The following is a 17908-nucleotide window of genomic DNA, read 5'->3' as shown; positions in this document are numbered from 1 at the left end:
CCGCCACGAAATCCGAAGCGTCGTGGACATGGTGGTGCGGGGCCGTACAGGCGGTTTTGGCGGACATGCGCGTTCTCCAGTTCGGGCGTGGGCCGGTGGGCTCAGGCCGTTGCTATCTTGGTGATGGCCACATCGATGCGTTTCAAGGCCTGCTCGCGGCCGGCCAGGTACACGGTATGGGAAATGTCAGGACTGACCTGGGTGCCGGTGATGGCCACGCGCAGCGGCTGGGCGACCTTGCCCATGCCCATTTCCAGCGCCGCAGCTGCATCGTGCAGGGCCACGCCAACAGCCTCGGCAGTCCACTCCGGCAGGGCCGCCAGCAGTTCGCGGGCCTTGCCCAGCGGCAGTTCCGCACCGGCCTTGAAGTGCTTGGCCACGGCCGCTTCATCGTACTCGTTCAGCGGCTGGTACCAGACCACGGCCTTCTCGGCCATTTCCTTCAGGGTCTGCACGCGCTCGCGCAGGGCGATCACCACGTCCACCGGCGCCGGGCCAGCGGCCACGTCCAAGCCCAGCTTCTGCAGCTGGTAGACCAGGTGTGGCGCGATCGCGGCCGGTTCCTCGGTCTTCAGGAAGTGCTGGTTGACCCAGCCCAGCTTGGCCATGTCCAGACGCGAGGCCTTGGAATTGCAGTCCTTCACGTCGAACAGGTCGATCAGTTCCTGGCGGCTGAACAGCTCCTGGTCGCCATGCGACCAGCCCAGCCGGGCCAGGTAGCTCAGCAGCGCGTCGGGCAGGTAACCGGCGTCCTTGTACTGCATCACGTCGGCCGCGCCGGTGCGCTTGGACAGCTTGGCGCCCTGCTCGTCCAGGATCATCGGCATGTGGCCGAACTTCGGCACCGGCGCGCCGATGCCTTCGTACAGGTTGATCTGGCGCGGGGTGTTGTTGATGTGGTCGTCGCCACGGATGACTTCGGAGATCTTCATGTCCCAGTCGTCCACCACCACCGCGAAGTTGTAGGTGGGATAGCCGTCCGGACGGAAGATGACCATGTCATCCAGCTCGCTGTTGGCGATCTCGATGCGACCCTTGATCAGGTCGTCGAACACCACCGTGCCTTCAAGCGGGTTCTTGAAGCGGATGACGCGGTTCGGGTCGTCCCGGTACGGCAGGCCCTGCTCGCGCGCGGCGCCGTTGTAGCGCGGTTTTTCCTGCTTGGCCATCGCGGCCTCGCGCATGGCATCCAGCTCTTCGCGGGTTTCATAGGCGTAGTACGCCTTGCCGTCGGCGATCAGCTGCTCGGCCACTTCCTTGTACCGGGCGACGCGCTCGGTCTGGTAGAAGGGGCCTTCGTCGTAGTCCAGGCCCAGCCACTCCATCGCCTCCAGGATCGCGTCGATAGCACCCTGGGTGCTGCGTTCACGGTCGGTGTCCTCGATGCGCAGCACGAACTCGCCGCCACGATGGCGGGCCTCCAGCCAGCAGTACAGCGCGGTGCGGGCGCCACCGATATGCAGGTAGCCGGTGGGACTGGGGGCGAAGCGGGTGCGGCAGATCATGGAGGGCTCGAGGAACGGGTATCCCCCGATTTTACCAGCCCTCCGCCCCCTGCGGAAAAAGGGGACGGAGGGGATCAAGTCGCTATTCCCCCGCTCCTGCGGGGACGCTGGGGCAGCGGAGGGGAAATACGACCTGATCCCCTCCGTCCCCTTTTCAGGGCTGCGGCTCGGGCTTGCGCGGGAAGGGCTGCTCGCGCATGGCGGCGTGGTAGGCGAAGGAGGCGACGATGGCGGCGGCCTGCTTCAGGTCTTCCGGTTCCGCGTGGTCCCAGGTGTCCAGGTGGCTGTGGTGGACGTTGCTGAAATAGTCCAGCTTGTCCTGGATGAACTGGAAGCCCGGCAGGCCGATGCGGTCGAAGCTGATGTGGTCGGTGCTGCCGGTGTTGCGGGTGGCGACGGTGGTCGCGCCCACGTCATGGAACGGGGCGAGCCAGGCTTCGAAGATCGGCATGGCCGCCAGGTTTTCCTGCGCGTAGATGCCACGGAAGCGACCCGAGCCGTTGTCCATGTTGAAGTAGACCTGGAACTTGCCGTAGTCACGGGTTTTCTGCAGGGCACCGGTCGGTTCGCGCAGCGAGGCAGGCAGCGCCTTCTGCGCCAGATCGGTGGGCTCGGGGAATCGACCGAAGTGCTTGGCCACGTACGCCTGCGAACCGATCAGCCCCTGCTCCTCGCCACTCCACAGCGCAACCCGGATGGTGCGCTTGGGCTTGGCGCCGCTGGCCTTGAGGATGCGCATGGCCTCCATCATCACCGCCACGCCGGCAGCGTTGTCGGCTGCACCGGTGCCGCTGTGCCAGGAATCCAGGTGCGCGCCGATCATCACCACTTCGTCGGGCTTGCTGCTGCCGCGGATCTCGGCCAGCGTGTTGTAGCCGGGCTGGTCGGCCTCGTCGGTGAAGCGTGCGGCCACATCCACGCGCAGGCGCACGCTCTGCTTGGCTTCCAGCGCACGTACCAGCGGATTGAAGTGCTCGGCGATCATCGCCAGTTCGGGAATGCCGACCGACTCGCCAGCTTTGCGCGAGCCGCCACCGGCCACGCGGATGATGCCGTTGTCCCAGCTGCTGATGCTGATCGAGGCCAGCGCGCCCTCTTCGACGAAGAACGCGTTGACCTTCGCCGCCAGCGCCTGCTTCTCCTGGTATTCCTTGACCCGTTTGGCGCGGTCGGCGGCCACGTCCTTGTCCTTGGGCAGGGTGAACTCCTGCAGGCCTTCCAGCGAGGTGGCGTCGTGCCGGTGCGAATCGGCGTCGGTGCCACGCTTGTATTCGCGTGCCTCGCCCAGCAGCAGGATCTTGCCGCGAAGCTTGCCGCGATATTTCTCGATGTCCTCAGGCTTCTTGATGTCCACCTGCAGCAGTTCGCCCTCGACCGGGCCCCTGGTGCCCGGCGTCCACGCCTTGGGCAGGGCATGCAGCGGCTGCACGCGATCGCCCAGCATCTCTACGCTGGCCGACGTGAATTCCCAGCCACGGCCGAATTCGTCGAAGGCTTCGTCGTGGACATTGTCCAGCTTCCATTCGCTGAACTTGCCGCGGGTCCAGGCGTTGGCGCGGCCCATCGCCGGCGAATTGGTCAGGCGTGGCCCGATGCGTTCGGTGAGGTAGCTGAAGGTGTCCATCACCTGCGATTTGTGGAACGCCTGCTGGCGGATCTTGCCGACCATGTCCAGGTCCACCGGCTCGCGCTGCTGCGCCACCGCATTGCCACCCATCGCCAGCGCTACTGCCAGCACGCCCCACTTCAGCACATCGCACCCCTGCCCTTCGGCTCGATCATCAACCGGTCGAGTCTAGCTAGCCAGGGCGCCGGGCCCCCGTCCCATCGGTCATGGGCATCTGGTAGATCCACGCCATGCGTGGATGGGGTCTCCCACCGAAGAGCGGTGAGGACCAAGGTCCTCACCCACCAGAGGCCCAGTAGATCCACGCCATGCGTGGATGGCCCTTCCACCATCACCCCTTCCACCCCAGCCACAGCTGCGCGCGCTCCGGCAACAGCAGCAACCAGTGCCGCTGGTCGATGCTGCTGCAGCCGAACACTGCAGCGTGTTCCGGCCAGTCCACGGGCAGCCCGTCGATGCCGATCTCCGACAATGCCGCCGCCCCGGCCTTCCATGGCCGGTAACGGGGCACCTTGCCCGCGAGCGCGCCGCGTCCGTGCCGTGCCTCCCGCAGCCAGTCCAGCCCACGCCGCTGCAATCCCTCGCAGGTGATGGCGGCCAGCTGGAAGCGGACCAGGCCGGGCGCGATCCGTGCCCCCGGCAACGCCGCCAACACCCCATGCGCCTGCAGCAGCGCATCCACTTCCAGCAGAGCGGGAATGCCCTGTCGTGCCCGTTGCTGCAATCCTTGGCGCCAACCCATGGCGTGCTCCTTACTTCTGCTCGGCCAGGGCGTACCAGTCGACCCGACGGGTCACCCACATCGCCAGCGCGAGGATCACGAACAGCAGCAGCGAGCCCATCAGCAGTGCATTGTTTTCCGACACCAGCAGCCCATACAGCGCGCCGTACAGCACGGTGAGCATCGCGGCGAAACCCAGGCCCCGCTTCCAGTGCCCCAGCACATTGGCCAGGTACACCGCCTGCAGGCCGATGCAGGCCAGCGCGGAGACCAGGTAGGCCTGCCAGAAGGCAATGTGTTCGGACAGGCTGATCAACAGCAGGAAGAAGATCGCCAGCGCCAAGCCGACCATCAGGTACTGCAGCGGGTGGATGCGCAGCGACTTGATCAGCTCGAACAGGATGAAACCAACGAACGTCAGCACCACGAACAGCACGCCGTACTTCGAAGCGCGGTCGGCCTGGGTATAGGTATCGACCGGGTCCACCAGCGAGACCTGCACCGCCTGCGCGTCCAGGTCATCGCCCTCGTGCAGTCGCTGCTGCGCGTCCGATGCCAGCGAGGACACGGCCCAACGTGCATCGAAGCCCTGTGCATCCACACGCCGCTCGTTCGGCAGGAACGCACCGGCAAACGACGGGTGCGGCCAGCTGGAACGCAGCGCGATCTGGTTGTCATCGCCCATCGGCACCACCGACAGGGAACGGCTGCCATCGAGCTGCAGCTCCAGTTCCACGCTGCTGGCCGCCAGGGTGCCTCCGCTGCGGGCGACGCCGGCGATCGGTGCATGCAGCCCACGGCCCAGTGCGGAAGCGCCGGCCACACCCGGCAGCAGCTTGACCTGCTGCCCATCAACCCGAAGGTTCGGCGTACCGACCAGGCCGCGCGCGTCGGACACACCCAGCGCGATGTAGGCCTCGCCATAGGTCGTGCCATCGTGTTCCGGGTAGTCGTCCTCGCTGAAGGTCGCCTTGAGCTGGCCATTCCAGCTGTACACCGGCACCTTGAACAGGCCGACCGAACGCTGGCTTGGCAGCAGCTCGCCGCTGACCTGCAGGGTGGCCGGCGGCTGCAACCAGTAACCCTGGGTGGTCTGCAGCTCGGTCTTCTTGTTGCCCTGCGCATCGACCACTTCCACCTGCTGGCGCTTGGACCAAGGCACCACGCGTACCGGCCCGACCACGCGCTGGGTACCGGCACGGCTTTCGGCCACCCGCGAATAGGCCTCTTCGCGATAGGCGCTGCGCTCGGTGATGACGCTGCGGATCAGGAACAGCGGGATCAGCAGCAGCAGGATCAAGCCGCCGACAATGGCGAACCGCAGCAGCATCTTCAGGGATTTCATCGTCCGTCCTCGTTGGAGAGGACTGCAGGATGGATTGCTGCGGTGAGCAGGGTTTGTGGCGAATTTGAAGCGAGTGTGAAGTCAGCGCCGCGGACGCTGCCCCGGTATCGCCAGCGGCAGCCACAGGCTGGCCACGGTGCCGCCTGCTTCGCGCGGCTGCAGGCTGGCGCGGCCGTCATGCAGGCGCGCCACTTCCTGCACGAAAGGCAGGCCAAGGCCGGAACTGCGGCGGCCGGTGCCGGGTCGGGCCAGCGAATAGAAGCGTTCGAACACGCGCTCGCGTGCGTAATCAGGAATGCCCGCGCCACGGTCGGCAACCTGCAGGCGTACGCCCTGCCCGTCCCGTTGTGCATCCAACTGCACCTGTGCCCCGGGCGGCGAGAACGCAATGGCGTTGTCGATCAGGTTGTGCAGGGCTTGCCGCAGCAGATAACCATCACCCTGCACGCGCAGGTCGGGCACCTGCTCGATATGCAGCTCGACACCGGCGGCCTGCGCGCGTACCTGCGCTGCCGTTGCGGCTTCCTGCAGCAGCGCGGGCAAGGCAATCGGATCACGGGTCTGCAACCAGCCATGCTGCTCGACCTCGGCCAGCGCCAACAGCTTGTCGATGGTTTCGGTCAGCCGCTCCTGCTGGTCGACGATGCTGCGTGCGAAATGCGCGCGGTCGGCGTCGGCCATCGGCTCCTGCAGCAGTTCGGCGGCACCGCGGATCGCCGCCAACGGACTTTTCATCTCGTGGGTCAGCGATTGCACGTACTGCTCGACGTACGCTTTGCCTTCCAGCTTGCGCCGCATCGTCTCCAGTGCCTGGCCAAGCTCGCCGATCTCATCGTTGCGGCGCTTCGGCGGAGGCACCGGCTCACCGGCGCTGACCGCCCGCGCGTAGCGGCTGAGCTGGCCCAGGCCGTTGGTCAGCCACATCGTCACCAGCACGCCCACCAGCGCCGACAGGCCGATCAGCCACGCACCGCGCTCGATGATGGCGCGCTGGCTGGCGGCAATGAACGGATCGATGCTGCGGTTGGGCTGGGCCAGGCTGAGCACGCCGATCAGGGTGCTGCCATCGACCGGGTCGTACACCGGCGCGGCCACGTGCATCACCGTATTGCTGTCATCGCCCGGCGTTTCCGGGCTGGAGCGCGCGCCGTACTCGCCGCGCAGGGTGCGATAGACATCGTTCCAGCGCGAATTGTCGCGGCCCACATCGCGGCCCAGCGAATCGTAGATCACGATGCCTTTGGCGTCGGTGATCGTCACCCGGTAGTCCAGCGCACGCTTGGGGAAGCGCCAGACCATCGCCTTCAGGTCGCGCTGCCGGGCCTTGGCCAAGTTGCGGGTGAAGCTGCCGTTGCGGATGGTGCCGGCCTTGACGTCGGCGGCGGCCATCTCGGCCAGCACGTTGGCCGCATCCACCAGGGTCGATTCCATCGCCTGGCGCACGCCCGGCTTCACTTCGTTGACGAACACGCGCATCACGAAGAACGCGGCGATGCCCACGATCAGGAAGAAGCCCAGGAACAGTTTCAGGACCAGACGCACGCGTCAGACCTCCAGGGCGTAGCCGAGGCCGCGATGGGTGCGGATCGGTTCACCGCTGGCACCGGCCGCACGCAGCTTGGCGCGCAACGTCTTGACGTGGGTGTCGACGGTGCGGTCAGCGCTGTCGGCGGCGCTGTCCCAGCCACGGTCCATCAACTGGGCGCGGCTGAGGATCGCGCCGGGGCGCTGCAGCAGCGCTTCCAGCAACGCATATTCATAGCGGGTCAGGTCCAGCGCATGGCCCTGGAAGCGGATGCGGCGGCCATCGCGATCAATGGCGAAGGCGCCGTGTTCCTGCCAGCCGGTCTCGGCGCCCGGGGTCGCCGGCGCAGGCGTGGCACGCCGCAGGCGGGCGCGCACCCGCGCCACCAGCTCGCGCGGCGAGAACGGCTTGGCCATGTAGTCGTCGGCCCCCAGTTCCAGGCCCAGCACGCGGTCGAGTTCGTCGTTGCGCGCGGTCAGGAAGATCACCGGCACCTGCGCCACCGGCCCTGGCAGGGCCCGCAGCCGGCGGCAGACCTCGAAACCACTGAGGTCCGGCAGGCCCACATCCAGTACCACCAGGTCGATATCGCCGGCCTGCAGCTGCTGCAGCGCCAGCCCGCCCAGCAGACAATGGCTGGCGGCATAGCCTTCGCTGCGCAGCGCATAGAGCACGGTTTCGGCGATGGCCGCTTCGTCTTCGACCACCAGGACATGGGTAACAGGCGCTGTCATGGCGCGCAGCATAGCCGCTGCGGCCCTTGCCCCGTACACTGCCGCCCATGAACTATCGCCACGCCTTCCACGCCGGCAACCACGCCGATGTCCTCAAGCACATCGTGCAGCTGGCCCTGATCGACAGCTTCAAGCGCAAGGACAGCCCGTTCTTCGTGCTCGACACCCACGGCGGTGCCGGCCGCTACCTGCTGGCCAGCGAAGAAAGCCGCAAGACCCTTGAGGCCGAATCCGGGGTCATGCGGCTGATGGCCCAGCCCAAGCTGCCCGAGGTGGTCGAGCGCTACCTGAAGGCGGTGCAGGCCGACAATCCGGTCGGCGCGATGATCGCCTACCCCGGCTCGCCGCTGCTCAGCGCGCAGGCCATGCGCCCGCAGGACCGCATGGCGGTGTGCGAGCTGCAGGAGGACGAAGCCGCGTCGCTGAAGACCCTGTTCGCCCATGACAGCCGCGTCGGCGTACACCCCGGTGACGGCTACGCACTGCTGCGCTCGCTGCTGCCGCCCAAGGCCAACGGCGCCAAGATCGGCCGCGGCCTGGTCCTGATCGACCCGCCCTACGAGGCCCAGGACGCCGAGTACCAGGCGGTCCTCGCGGCACTGGCCGAGACCCTGGCGCGCTGGCCGCAGGCCACCTGTGCGGTCTGGTTCCCGATCAAGCAGCGCCGCACCATCCTGCATTTCCTGCGCAAGGCCGCCGCACTGCCGGTGAAGTCGGCCGTGACCATCGAGTTCCTGGTGCGCCCCGACGACTCGCCGCTGCGCCTCAACGGCAGTGGCATGCTGGTGCTCAATGCCCCCTGGCAGTTCGACCGCGTGGTCGGCCCGGCCCTGCCGGCGCTGCGCCAGCATCTGGGCGAACCCGGTGCCAGCACCCGCCTGGACTGGCTGAAGACGGCCGAATAAGGGCCTTCACGAGGCTGTACAACCGTGAGCCTTTCGTTCACGGAATACAGCCCCGGTGATGACACAATCGATGGACCACCAAGGAATCACCCGGTATGGCCACTCGCAACCGCATGCCGCCCTGGCATGAGATCTTCAAGGCTCCCAGCGGCCACGAGCTGCTGATCCGCCCCATCCGCCCGGAAGATGGCGCGCCGCTGCAGGCCGCCTTCAGCCTGTTCGGGCCGGAAGAAATCCGCGACCGCTTCCTGCAGTCGGTGACCGAGCTGTCGCCGGAAACCACCCAGCGCCTGACCCACCCCAATCCGAAGACCGAGATCACCCTGGTCGCCGCCGAGTCGCTGCCGGCCGGTGAGGCCGTGGTCGGCGCGGTGGCCCGTGCCTCGATCATCCCCGGTACCCGCGAAGCCGAGTACGCGATCCTGATCAGCCGGTTCCTGATCGGCCAGGGCCTGGGCCGCCAGCTGATGCGCAAGCTGGTGAAATGGGGCCGCGGCAAGTACCTGGACCGCCTGTACGGCGATGTCGCCGCCGAGAACGAGCCGATGAAGCAGCTGGCCGCATCGTTGGGCTTCAAGCCGGTACCGCACCCGAACGGGGCCGAAGGCCTGGTGCGGATGGTGCTGGAACTGGACAACTGACGGTAGCGCCGGGCCCTGCCCGGCGATGTTGATCCGACCGCTGCGCTCGCCGGGCATGGCCCGGCGCTACCCCGGTCACGTAACGATCATGGGCCCGGCGGGGGCTTCTGCTAAAATCCGCGGTTCATGTCGCGTACTCCATTCCCCGCCCCGCCGCTGCCACGTGCCGGCCAGCTCCGCGCCTGGTGGCGCGCCCCCGCCTCGCCCACTGCCCTGGCCTGGTATCTGGCCCAGGCAGCGCGCACGCATGATGCCCCGGTACTGGTGGTGGCCCGTGACAATCACGGTGCCAACCAGATCGAAGCGGACCTGCACACCCTGCTGGGAGGCGACCCGAGCCTGCCGGTGGTGGCGTTCCCGGACTGGGAAACGCTGCCCTACGACCGCTTCAGCCCGCACCCGGACATCATTTCGCAGCGCCTGTCGGCCCTGCATCGCCTGCCCACGCTGAAGCGTGGCCTGGTGGTGGTACCCGTGCAGACCCTGCTGCAGCAACTGGCACCCCGCAGCTACGTCATCGGTGGCAGCTTCAATCTTGAAGTCGGCCAGCGCCTGGACCTGGAAGCGGAGAAGCGTCGCCTCGAAAGCGCCGGCTACCGCAACGTGCCGCAGGTGATGGACCCGGGTGACTTCGCGGTGCGTGGCGGCCTGCTTGACGTCTACCCCATGGGCGCCGACGAGCCGCTGCGGGTGGAGCTGCTGGACGAGGACATCGATTCAATCCGTGCGTTCGATCCGGAAAGCCAGCGCTCGCTGGACAAGGTCGAGGCGGTGCACATGCTGCCCGGTCGCGAAGTGCCGATGGACGACGCCAGCATCGCGCGGGTGCTGGCCACCCTGCGCGAGCGCTTCGACGTCGATACCCGCCGCAGTTCGCTGTACCAGGATCTGAAATCAGGCCTGGCCCCGGCCGGCATCGAGTACTACCTGCCGCTGTTCTTCGAGCGTACCGCCACCCTGTTCGACTACCTGCCTGCCGGCAGCCTGCCGGTGGTCTGCGTCGGCGCCGCTGAAGCGGCAGAGACCTTCTGGACGCAGACCGGCGAGCGCTACGAGCAGCGCCGGCATGATGTTGAACGGCCGCTGCTGCCACCGTCTGCGCTGTACCTGTCGCCGGACCTGCTGCGCGAGCGTCTGAACGACGCGCCGCGCATCGAGGTATGGGCTGCCGATCACGCGCGCATCGCCGAGGCGCATGCGCTGGGTGACCAGCCGTTGCCGCCGCTGCCGGTGGCCGCGCGCGAGGCGCCGGCCGGTGACGCACTGAAGTCCTTCCTCGGCCATTACCCCGGCCGGGTGCTGATTGCCGCCGACTCGCCCGGCCGCCGCGAGGCCCTGCTGGAAGTGCTGCAGGCCGCCGAACTGAAGCCGCCGGTGGTCGCCGACCTGCTGTCCTTCCTGGCCAGCGACGAACGCTTCGCCATTGCCGTAGCGCCGCTGGAAGACGGCTTCGCATTGGACGCACCGCACATCGCGGTGCTGACCGAACGCCAGCTGTTCCCCGAGCGCGCGGGCAGCACGCGCCGCACGCGCCGCGCCGGACGTGAGCCGGAAGCGATCATCCGCGATCTCGGTGAGCTGACCGAAGGCGCGCCAATCGTGCACGAAGACCATGGTGTCGGCCGCTATCGCGGACTGATCGCGATGGACGTCGGCGGCATGCCCGGCGAATTCCTGGAAATCGAGTACGCCAAGGGCGACCGGCTGTATGTGCCGGTCGCGCAGCTGCACCTGATCAGCCGCTATTCCGGCGCCTCGGCCGAGACCGCACCCCTGCATTCGCTGGGTGGCGAGCAGTGGAGCAAGGCCAAGCGCAAGGCTGCCGAGAAGGTCCGCGATGTGGCCGCTGAACTGCTGGAGATCCAAGCCCGCCGCCAGGCGCGTGCCGGACTGGCACTGCAGGTGGACCGCGCGATGTACGAGCCGTTCGCCGCCGGCTTCCCGTTCGAGGAAACCCCGGACCAGCTGGCCGCCATCGACGCCACCCTGCGTGACCTGGCCAGCAGCCAGCCGATGGACCGCGTGGTCTGTGGCGATGTGGGCTTCGGCAAGACCGAAGTCGCAGTGCGTGCCGCATTTGCTGCCGCCAGCGCCGGCAAGCAGGTGGCGGTGCTGGTGCCGACCACGCTGCTGGCCGAACAGCATTACCGCAATTTCCGCGACCGCTTCGCCGACTATCCGATGAAGGTCGAAGTGCTGTCGCGCTTCAAGAGCACCAAGGAGATCAAGGCCGAGCTGGAGAAGGTCGCCGCCGGCACCATCGACGTGATCGTCGGCACCCATCGCCTGCTGCAGCCGGACGTGAAGTTCAAGGACCTGGGCATGGTCGTCGTCGACGAAGAGCAGCGCTTCGGCGTGCGCCAGAAGGAGGCGCTGAAGGCACTGCGCGCCAACGTGCACCTGCTGACCCTGACCGCCACGCCGATCCCGCGTACGCTGAACATGGCCATGGCCGGCCTGCGCGATCTGTCGATCATCGCCACCCCGCCGCCGAACCGGTTGGCGGTGCAGACCTTCATCACCCAATGGGACAACGCGCTGCTGCGCGAAGCCTTCCAGCGCGAGCTGGCACGCGGTGGCCAGCTGTATTTCCTGCACAACGACGTGGAAAGCATCGGCCGCATGCAACGCGAGTTGTCCGAGCTGGTGCCCGAAGCGCGCATCGGCATCGCCCATGGGCAGATGCCCGAGCGCGAGCTGGAAAAGGTGATGCTGGACTTCCAGAAGCAGCGCTTCAACGTGCTGCTGTCGACCACGATCATCGAATCGGGCATCGACATCCCCAACGCCAACACCATCATCATCAACCGTGCCGACCGCTTCGGTCTGGCCCAGCTGCATCAGCTGCGTGGCCGCGTCGGTCGTTCGCACCACCGCGCCTATGCATACCTGGTTGTACCCGACCGTCGCTCGATCACGCCCGACGCGGAAAAGCGCCTGGAAGCAATCGCCTCGATGGACGAACTGGGTGCCGGCTTCACCCTGGCCACGCACGATCTGGAAATCCGCGGTGCCGGTGAACTGCTGGGCGAAGACCAGAGCGGGCAGATGGCCGAGGTGGGCTTCAGCCTGTACACCGAGCTGCTGGAACGCGCCGTGCGCAGCATCAAGCAGGGCCATCTGCCCGACATCGATGCCGGCGAAGAAGCGCGTGGCGCCGAGGTCGAGCTGCATGTGCCGGCGCTGATTCCGGACGACTACCTGCCGGACGTGCACACCCGTCTGACGCTGTACAAGCGCATTTCCAGCGCGCGCGACAGCGATGCGCTGCGCGAGCTGCAGGTGGAAATGATTGATCGTTTCGGCCTGCTGCCGGATGCGGCCAAGAACCTGTTCGCCATCGCCGAGCTGAAACTGCAGGCCAGCACGCTGGGCATCCGCAAGCTGGACCTGGGCGAGAACGGTGGCCGCATCGTGTTCGAATCCAAGCCGAACATCGATCCGATGGCGGTGATCCAGCTGATCCAGAAACAACCGAACCTCTATGCCATGGACGGTCCGGACAAGCTGCGCGTCAAGCATCCGCTGCCGCTGCCCGAAGACCGCTTCAATGCCGCACGCGCGCTGCTGTTGACCCTGGCCCTGCGCTGATCGATCTCCAAGGTACCGGTCCGCCGCGGGCGGCAGACCGGTGCCCTTTCCGTTTACTGCGCCCGCGACAAGGAGTGTTGCCGTGAATCGTTTCGCCCCCCTTCTGCTCGCCACCAGCCTGGGCCTGCTGGCCGCCTGCCACAGCAGCATGAGCAACCGTGATTACCTGCACGAAAATGTCGCCAGCTGGAACGGCACGGTCAGCATGGTCGAGCAATGGACCAACGGCCCGAACGGCGAGTCCTTCCATGCATCGCTGCAGGATGGCAAGAGCATGCAGCAGCATCGCTTCGGCCTGAAGAACGCGCACAAGGAAATCGCCGACCGGCTGGTCTTCGTCCAACAGTTCACCCATGGCAAGGACGCCGATGCACTGCACCAGAACCTGCTCGATTCCCTGAAGAGCACCGAACAGATGTTCGCGGTGATGGAACAGCTGGCTGCCCTACCCGATGGCTACAGCGAAGAACAGGTCACCCCGCTGCTGCAGACGCTGGATGAGGCCGTGACCAAAATGGACGAAGACATGCAGACCCTGAGCGACGCGCAGGACGCCTTCGCCAAAGCCCATCGCATCCACCTGCAGACCACCGGCTGAGCCACGCCGCCCCGGTTGCCGATGCCGCCGGGGCGACGTCACGCTGCACGACTGAACGCACGGCCCCACGCGATACCGTCGATGGGCCCCGCGCAACACCGATGCGGGTACCCTATGCGCCGCCCCGGCCCGCTCTCGCGGGCCTTTCCGTTTCCTGCGCGGCTTCGCCGCGCCGCCAGTTCCGATGCCCCTGCCCATACCCCCCGACCTCCTGCACGCGCAGGCCTGCCTGATCGACGCCCTGTCGATGTCGCTGCAGATGCGTGATGCCTATACCCGCCACCACTGCGACCGCGTGGGCCTTCTTGCGCAGCACCTTGCCCTGCATTGCGACCTGGATGAGGAGGCCTGCACGCAGGTCGCTCTGGCCGCGCGCTTTCACGATATCGGCAAGATCGGCATTCCCGACGACGTACTGCTGAGCCCGCGCCGGCACAGCGATGAAGAGCGCGCGATCATGCGCGAGCATCCGGTACGCGGCGAACATATCTTCCTGGCCACCGGTCGCAGCGATGCGGCGCCGGTCGCTCGCCTGATCCGCGCGCACCATGAAGCGTTCGACGGCAGCGGCTACCCTGATGGCCTGCAGGGCGAGAACATCCCGCTGGGCGCACGCATCGTCACCATCGTCGATGCTTACGATGCGATGACCAGTGCACGCCCCTATCGCGCGGCGATGGAGCATGAGAAGGTCCTGCGCATCCTCGATGAACAGGCCGGCGGCCTGATCGACCCCTACGTACTGCAGCGCTTCCACGGCATGCTCAAGCACGAGCCGGCGCTGGTCTGAGCATTCACAAGCCGGGCTGCGCCTCGCTTGCGCAGCCGCGGCAATCCTCGCAAGCTGATGGTCGGCCAAAGACGGTCGCCTGCTTGCGAGGAGCACCACCCATGAAAGGAAACACCCACATCGCCGCACCGCTGGGACTGTTGCTGTTGGCGCTGGCGCCGTTCGCGCAGGCCCAGCAGGAGAGCAACGCGCCCGCTGCCGCCTGCTTGTCGCGCAGCCAGATCACCGCCAGCACCTCGCCCGCCGCCCTGATGAACGCCCTGCCCCGCTGCGTGCAGGATGGGCGCATGCAGGACGCCATCGATCTCTACAACATCGCCGGCGTATTCGCCCATTTCGATCGCCAGCGGGTTGCTGACGAGACGGGACACGGTGCCTACAACGCGCTGAAGGCGATGGCGGGTTCGGCCATGGGCGAGGACAATCTCGGCCGCTTCGACAGCGCGTTGAAGGCGCAGCTGACCCCCGACAAGGCGCCCGCCTATGTCGCTGGCATCTGCACCTTCAGCAAGCGCGTGGGGCCGCCCTCGTATACCCCCACCTACATGCTGGCCCATGGCATGTCCAACTTCACCGGCACGGGTGGCGGCCTGGTGCCAGGCTTCGACCCGACCAGTGCATGGCAGGCAACGTTGTCGCAGTACCTGAAATGCCCGGGCTGAGCCGCAGCCGGTTGTAGTGGTTCCCAATGAAAAGGCCCGGCTTGCGCCGGGCCTTCTGCTTCACGCGTTGCGGGCAATCGGTTACCAGATCACCACGCGCTTGTCGTCTGCGCGCACCATCGCATCACCGGCCTTGCACTGGAACGCAGCGGCATAGGACGGCATGTTCGACGGCGCACCATTGGCACGGAAGTTCGCCGGTGCGTGCGGATCGGTGTTCAGGCGCACGCGCAGCTCACCGTCGGTGAAGTTGCGACGCCACACGGTGGCCCAGTTCATGAAGAAGCGCTGGTCCTGGCTGTGGCCGTCGACTTCGACGTTCGCCTTCGGGTTCTCCTTCAGCGCCATCTGCAGCGCGTCGTAAGCCACGGTCAGGCCACCCAGATCGCCGATGTTCTCGCCCAGGGTCAGCTTGCCCTTCACGAACACGCCCGGCACCGACTCGTAGCCGTCGAACTGTGCGACCAGCTGATCAGTGCGCTCGGTGAAGGCCTTGCGGTCGCTGTCGGTCCACCAGTTGTCGAAGTTGCCGTTGGCGGCGAACTGGCTGCCCGAGTCATCGTAGCCGTGCATCATCTCGTGGCCGATGACCGCACCGATGCCACCGTAGTTCAGCGCCGGATCGGCCTTGGCGTCGAAGAACGGCGCCTGCAGGATCGCCGCCGGGAACACGATCTCGTTCTTGGTGGCGTTGTAGTAGGCATTGACGGTCTGCGGGGTCATGCCCCACTCGGTCTTGTCCACCGGCTTGCCGACCTTGTCCAGCATGTAGCGGTAGTTGAACGCGCGCGCGGCCTGCATGTTGCCCAGGTAGCTGTCACCGTTGGTCTGCAGGCCCGTCCACTCGCGCCACTTGTCCGGGTAACCGATCTTCGGAGTGAAGCTGGCCCACTTCTCCAGCGCCTTCTTCTTGGTTTCCTCGCCCATCCACGGCAGCTGTTCGAGACGAGCCTTCAGCGCCACCGACAGGTTCTGCACCAGGTGCTGCATGGCCACCTTGGATTCGGCCGGGAACACCGCGTCCACGTACAGCTGGCCGAGGGCTTCGCCCATGCCGCCGTTGACCGACTCCAGCACACGCTTCCAGCGCGGCTGCATTTCCTGCTGGCCACGCAGGGTCTTGCCATAGAACTCGAAGTTGGCCTTCTCGAACTGGCTGCTCAGGTACGGCGAGGCATCATCGATGGTGTGGAAGCGCAGGTAGGACTGCCAGGTGGCGGCCGGCACGTCGGCCAGCATCTTGTCCATCTCGCTGAAGAAGCCCGGCTGGGCCAGCGAGAACTTCTGTGCGGCCGGCACCTTCAGGGTGTCGAACAGCGCGGTCCAGCTGAAGTTCGGGGTCAGCTTGTCCGCGTCGGCGGCGCTGAGCGGGTTGTAGCGCTTGGCCGGGTCACGCATCTCGATGCGCGACATCGAGGCCTTGGCCAGGCGGGTCTCGAACGCCATCACCGCCTTGGCCTGTTCGGCAGCCTGCGCGGCGTCAACGCCGGACAGCGTCAGCACCTGCGCGATATAGGCAACGTAGGCGTCGCGGATCTTGGCCTGCGATTCGTCGAAGTAATAGCCCTTCTCCGGCAGGCCGAGGCCGCCCTGGCCGACGTAGGCGATGACGTTGGCCGAATCCTTGTAGTCGGCGTTGGCGAACAGCGAGAACAGCGCGCCCTGGCCCTGCGCCTGGCTGTCGCGCAGGTACTGGGTGATGGCGGCGGTGTCGTTCAGCGCCGTGATCTTGTCCAGCGTCGGCTGCAGCGGCGCCAGGCCGGCGGCCTCGATCTTCGCTTCGTCGTTGCCGGTCTTCCAGATGTCGCCGATCTTGGCTTCCACCGAGCCGGCCTTGGCCTGGCTGGCGGCGGCCTGCTGCACCAGCGCGTGCTGCACTTCCAGCGAGCGCTCGCGCAGGATCTCGAAGCTGCCCCAGGTGGTCTGGTCGCCCGGCACCGGGTTGGCCTTCAGCCACTTGCTGTTGACGAAACCGTTGAGGTCGGCGCATGCAGCAATGGACGGATCCAGATCGGCGCTGTTGAGGCTGATCAGCGCGGTCTTGATCTGCGACTGGTCGAACGCCGGCTTGGCGGCGTCGGCAGCGGGCGCGGTCTCGTTCTTGCCACAGGCGGCGAGCGAGGCGGCGATGGCGATGGTCAGGCCCAGCGGGACCAGATTGCGGACGTTCATGGCGTGTCTCCAACGGCGAATCGTCCAGCGTAGCCGCTGCGGCGATGGCGGGGACCGGCCAAAGGTCACAGGGGAACGTCCCTGGTCGCAATCGGGTAGGTGCGGACCGTTGGTCCGCACACACCCGGCAGAGCAATACCCATCAACGGTGGGTATTTACCGCGCCTTGCCCTGGTTGGCCACGGCTTCAGCAGCCTTGCGTGCCGCTTCCGGGTCACCCAGGTAACGGAACGACTTCACGGTGAGGTCGTCGTTCAACTCGAACAGCAGCGGAATGCCGGTCGGGATGTTCAGCTCGAGGATTTCCTCGCGCGAGACGTTGTTGAGGTACTTGTACAGCGCGCGCAGCGAATTGCCGTGGGCGGTGACCAGCACGGTCTTGCCGTCCTTCAGCTGCGGCGCGATGGCGTCGTGCCAGTACGGCAGCACGCGGTCCAGGGTGGTGGCCAGCGATTCGGTGCCCGGCAGCGCATTGCGGTCCAGTCCCGCGTAGCGACGGTCATGGATCGGGTGGCCCGGATCTTCCAGGTCCATCGCCGGCGGCGGGATGTCGTACGAACGGCGCCACACCTTGACCTGGTCTTCGCCGTGCTTGGCGGCCGTCTCGGCCTTGTCCAGGCCCTGCAGGCCACCGTAGTGGCGCTCGTTGAGGCGCCAGGACTTGTTCACCGGCAGCCAGTCCTGATCAAGCTCGGCCAGCGCACCCTGCAGGGTGTGGATGGCGCGCTTGAGCACGGAGGTGTGGGCGACGTCGAACTGCAGGCCTTCCTCGCGCATCAGGCGGCCGGCGGCAGCCGCTTCCCGGCGCCCCTGCTCGGTCAGGTCGACGTCGACCCAGCCGGTGAAGCGGTTGTCCAGGTTCCACTGGCTCTGGCCATGGCGCAACAGTACGAGTTTACGGGTCACTGCAGGGTCTCCAACGCGAGGAAAGGCAGGTGGCCATTGTAGCCCCGGCGCCCGCTCACCGCGCCGTGGCGGCGTGGATGTCATCCTCTGGCCGATGAATACCGTGATCGACCCCGTGCGCTGGGAAGGCAGCGTCAGCGCCGCCCGCGAGCAGCAGAAGCAGCTGGCCACCCGCGTGCAGCGGCA

At 66.8% G+C, this 17908-nt stretch carries 14 protein-coding genes and 2 pseudogenes; 7 read left to right on the top strand and 9 right to left on the bottom strand.

Going from position 1 to position 17908, the window contains the following annotated elements; all coding sequences use genetic code 11:
* From DBR20_RS22975 to creB, 7 genes and pseudogenes are all read right to left on the bottom strand, one after another.
* A pseudogene (locus DBR20_RS22975) lies at positions 1-67 on the bottom strand (transcriptional repressor); the annotation flags it as partial.
* Positions 68-101: 34 nt separating this feature from the next.
* Positions 102-1505 (bottom strand): glutamate--tRNA ligase, encoded by a 1404-nt coding sequence (gltX, locus tag DBR20_RS10625; protein ID WP_108266154.1) that lies wholly within the window; start codon positions 1503-1505, stop codon positions 102-104.
* Between the two features lie 154 nt (positions 1506-1659).
* Positions 1660-3258: a M28 family metallopeptidase gene (locus tag DBR20_RS10620; protein WP_108266153.1), complete on the bottom strand. Its 1599-nt coding sequence runs from the start codon at positions 3256-3258 to the stop codon at positions 1660-1662.
* A 205-nt stretch (positions 3259-3463) separates the two neighbouring features.
* Positions 3464-3874, bottom strand: a complete 411-nt coding sequence (locus DBR20_RS10610) for a hypothetical protein (RefSeq protein WP_108266151.1) — start codon at positions 3872-3874, stop codon at positions 3464-3466.
* 10 nt (positions 3875-3884) lie between these two features.
* The gene (gene creD / locus DBR20_RS10605) at positions 3885-5198 is read right to left on the bottom strand and encodes a cell envelope integrity protein CreD (RefSeq protein ID WP_108266150.1); all 1314 of its coding nucleotides are present in this window, start codon (positions 5196-5198) and stop codon (positions 3885-3887) included.
* 81 nt (positions 5199-5279) lie between these two features.
* The gene (gene creC / locus DBR20_RS10600) at positions 5280-6740 is read right to left on the bottom strand and encodes a two-component system sensor histidine kinase CreC (protein WP_108266149.1); all 1461 of its coding nucleotides are present in this window, start codon (positions 6738-6740) and stop codon (positions 5280-5282) included.
* Positions 6741-6743: 3 nt separating this feature from the next.
* Positions 6744-7469, bottom strand: a complete 726-nt coding sequence (gene creB, locus DBR20_RS10595; RefSeq protein ID WP_108266148.1) for a two-component system response regulator CreB — start codon at positions 7467-7469, stop codon at positions 6744-6746.
* Positions 7470-7504: 35 nt separating this feature from the next.
* Between creB and rlmJ the strand changes: the two genes are divergently transcribed.
* From rlmJ to DBR20_RS10565, 6 genes are all read left to right on the top strand, one after another.
* Entirely contained in the window at positions 7505-8362 is an 858-nt protein-coding gene (gene rlmJ / locus DBR20_RS10590) for a 23S rRNA (adenine(2030)-N(6))-methyltransferase RlmJ (protein ID WP_089239733.1), read from the top strand.
* Positions 8363-8457: 95 nt separating this feature from the next.
* Entirely contained in the window at positions 8458-9003 is a 546-nt protein-coding gene (locus DBR20_RS10585; protein ID WP_025879325.1) for a GNAT family N-acetyltransferase, read from the top strand.
* A 126-nt stretch (positions 9004-9129) separates the two neighbouring features.
* A complete protein-coding gene (gene mfd / locus DBR20_RS10580; RefSeq protein WP_100551973.1) occupies positions 9130-12594 on the top strand; it encodes a transcription-repair coupling factor in 3465 nt (1154 codons plus the stop codon).
* 82 nt (positions 12595-12676) lie between these two features.
* A complete protein-coding gene (locus DBR20_RS10575; RefSeq protein ID WP_108266147.1) occupies positions 12677-13192 on the top strand; it encodes a hypothetical protein in 516 nt (171 codons plus the stop codon).
* Positions 13193-13376: 184 nt separating this feature from the next.
* Entirely contained in the window at positions 13377-13982 is a 606-nt protein-coding gene (locus tag DBR20_RS10570) for an HD domain-containing phosphohydrolase (RefSeq protein WP_108266146.1), read from the top strand.
* A 101-nt stretch (positions 13983-14083) separates the two neighbouring features.
* The gene (locus DBR20_RS10565; protein WP_108266145.1) at positions 14084-14644 is read left to right on the top strand and encodes a hypothetical protein; all 561 of its coding nucleotides are present in this window, start codon (positions 14084-14086) and stop codon (positions 14642-14644) included.
* 81 nt (positions 14645-14725) lie between these two features.
* Here the strand turns inward: DBR20_RS10565 and DBR20_RS10560 are convergent, their stop codons facing one another.
* Together DBR20_RS10560 and gpmA are read right to left on the bottom strand one after the other, a co-directional pair.
* Positions 14726-16816: a M13 family metallopeptidase gene (locus DBR20_RS10560; protein ID WP_108266144.1), complete on the bottom strand. Its 2091-nt coding sequence runs from the start codon at positions 16814-16816 to the stop codon at positions 14726-14728.
* A gap of 156 nt (positions 16817-16972) precedes the next feature.
* Complete coding sequence (gene gpmA / locus DBR20_RS10555; RefSeq protein WP_108266143.1) at positions 16973-17722, bottom strand: 2,3-diphosphoglycerate-dependent phosphoglycerate mutase; 750 nt, start codon at positions 17720-17722, stop codon at positions 16973-16975.
* Positions 17723-17816: 94 nt separating this feature from the next.
* On the opposite strand from gpmA, the pseudogene DBR20_RS22970 reads away from it, so the two are divergent.
* A pseudogene (locus DBR20_RS22970) lies at positions 17817-17908 on the top strand (endonuclease V); the annotation flags it as partial.

Origin of the sequence: Stenotrophomonas sp. HMWF023 (assembly GCF_003060985.1) — a bacterium.
Lineage (GTDB): Bacteria > Pseudomonadota > Gammaproteobacteria > Xanthomonadales > Xanthomonadaceae > Stenotrophomonas > Stenotrophomonas lactitubi.
The sequence above is the reverse complement of the archived record's forward strand: the minus strand, read 5'-3'. Positions and strand labels throughout refer to the sequence as shown.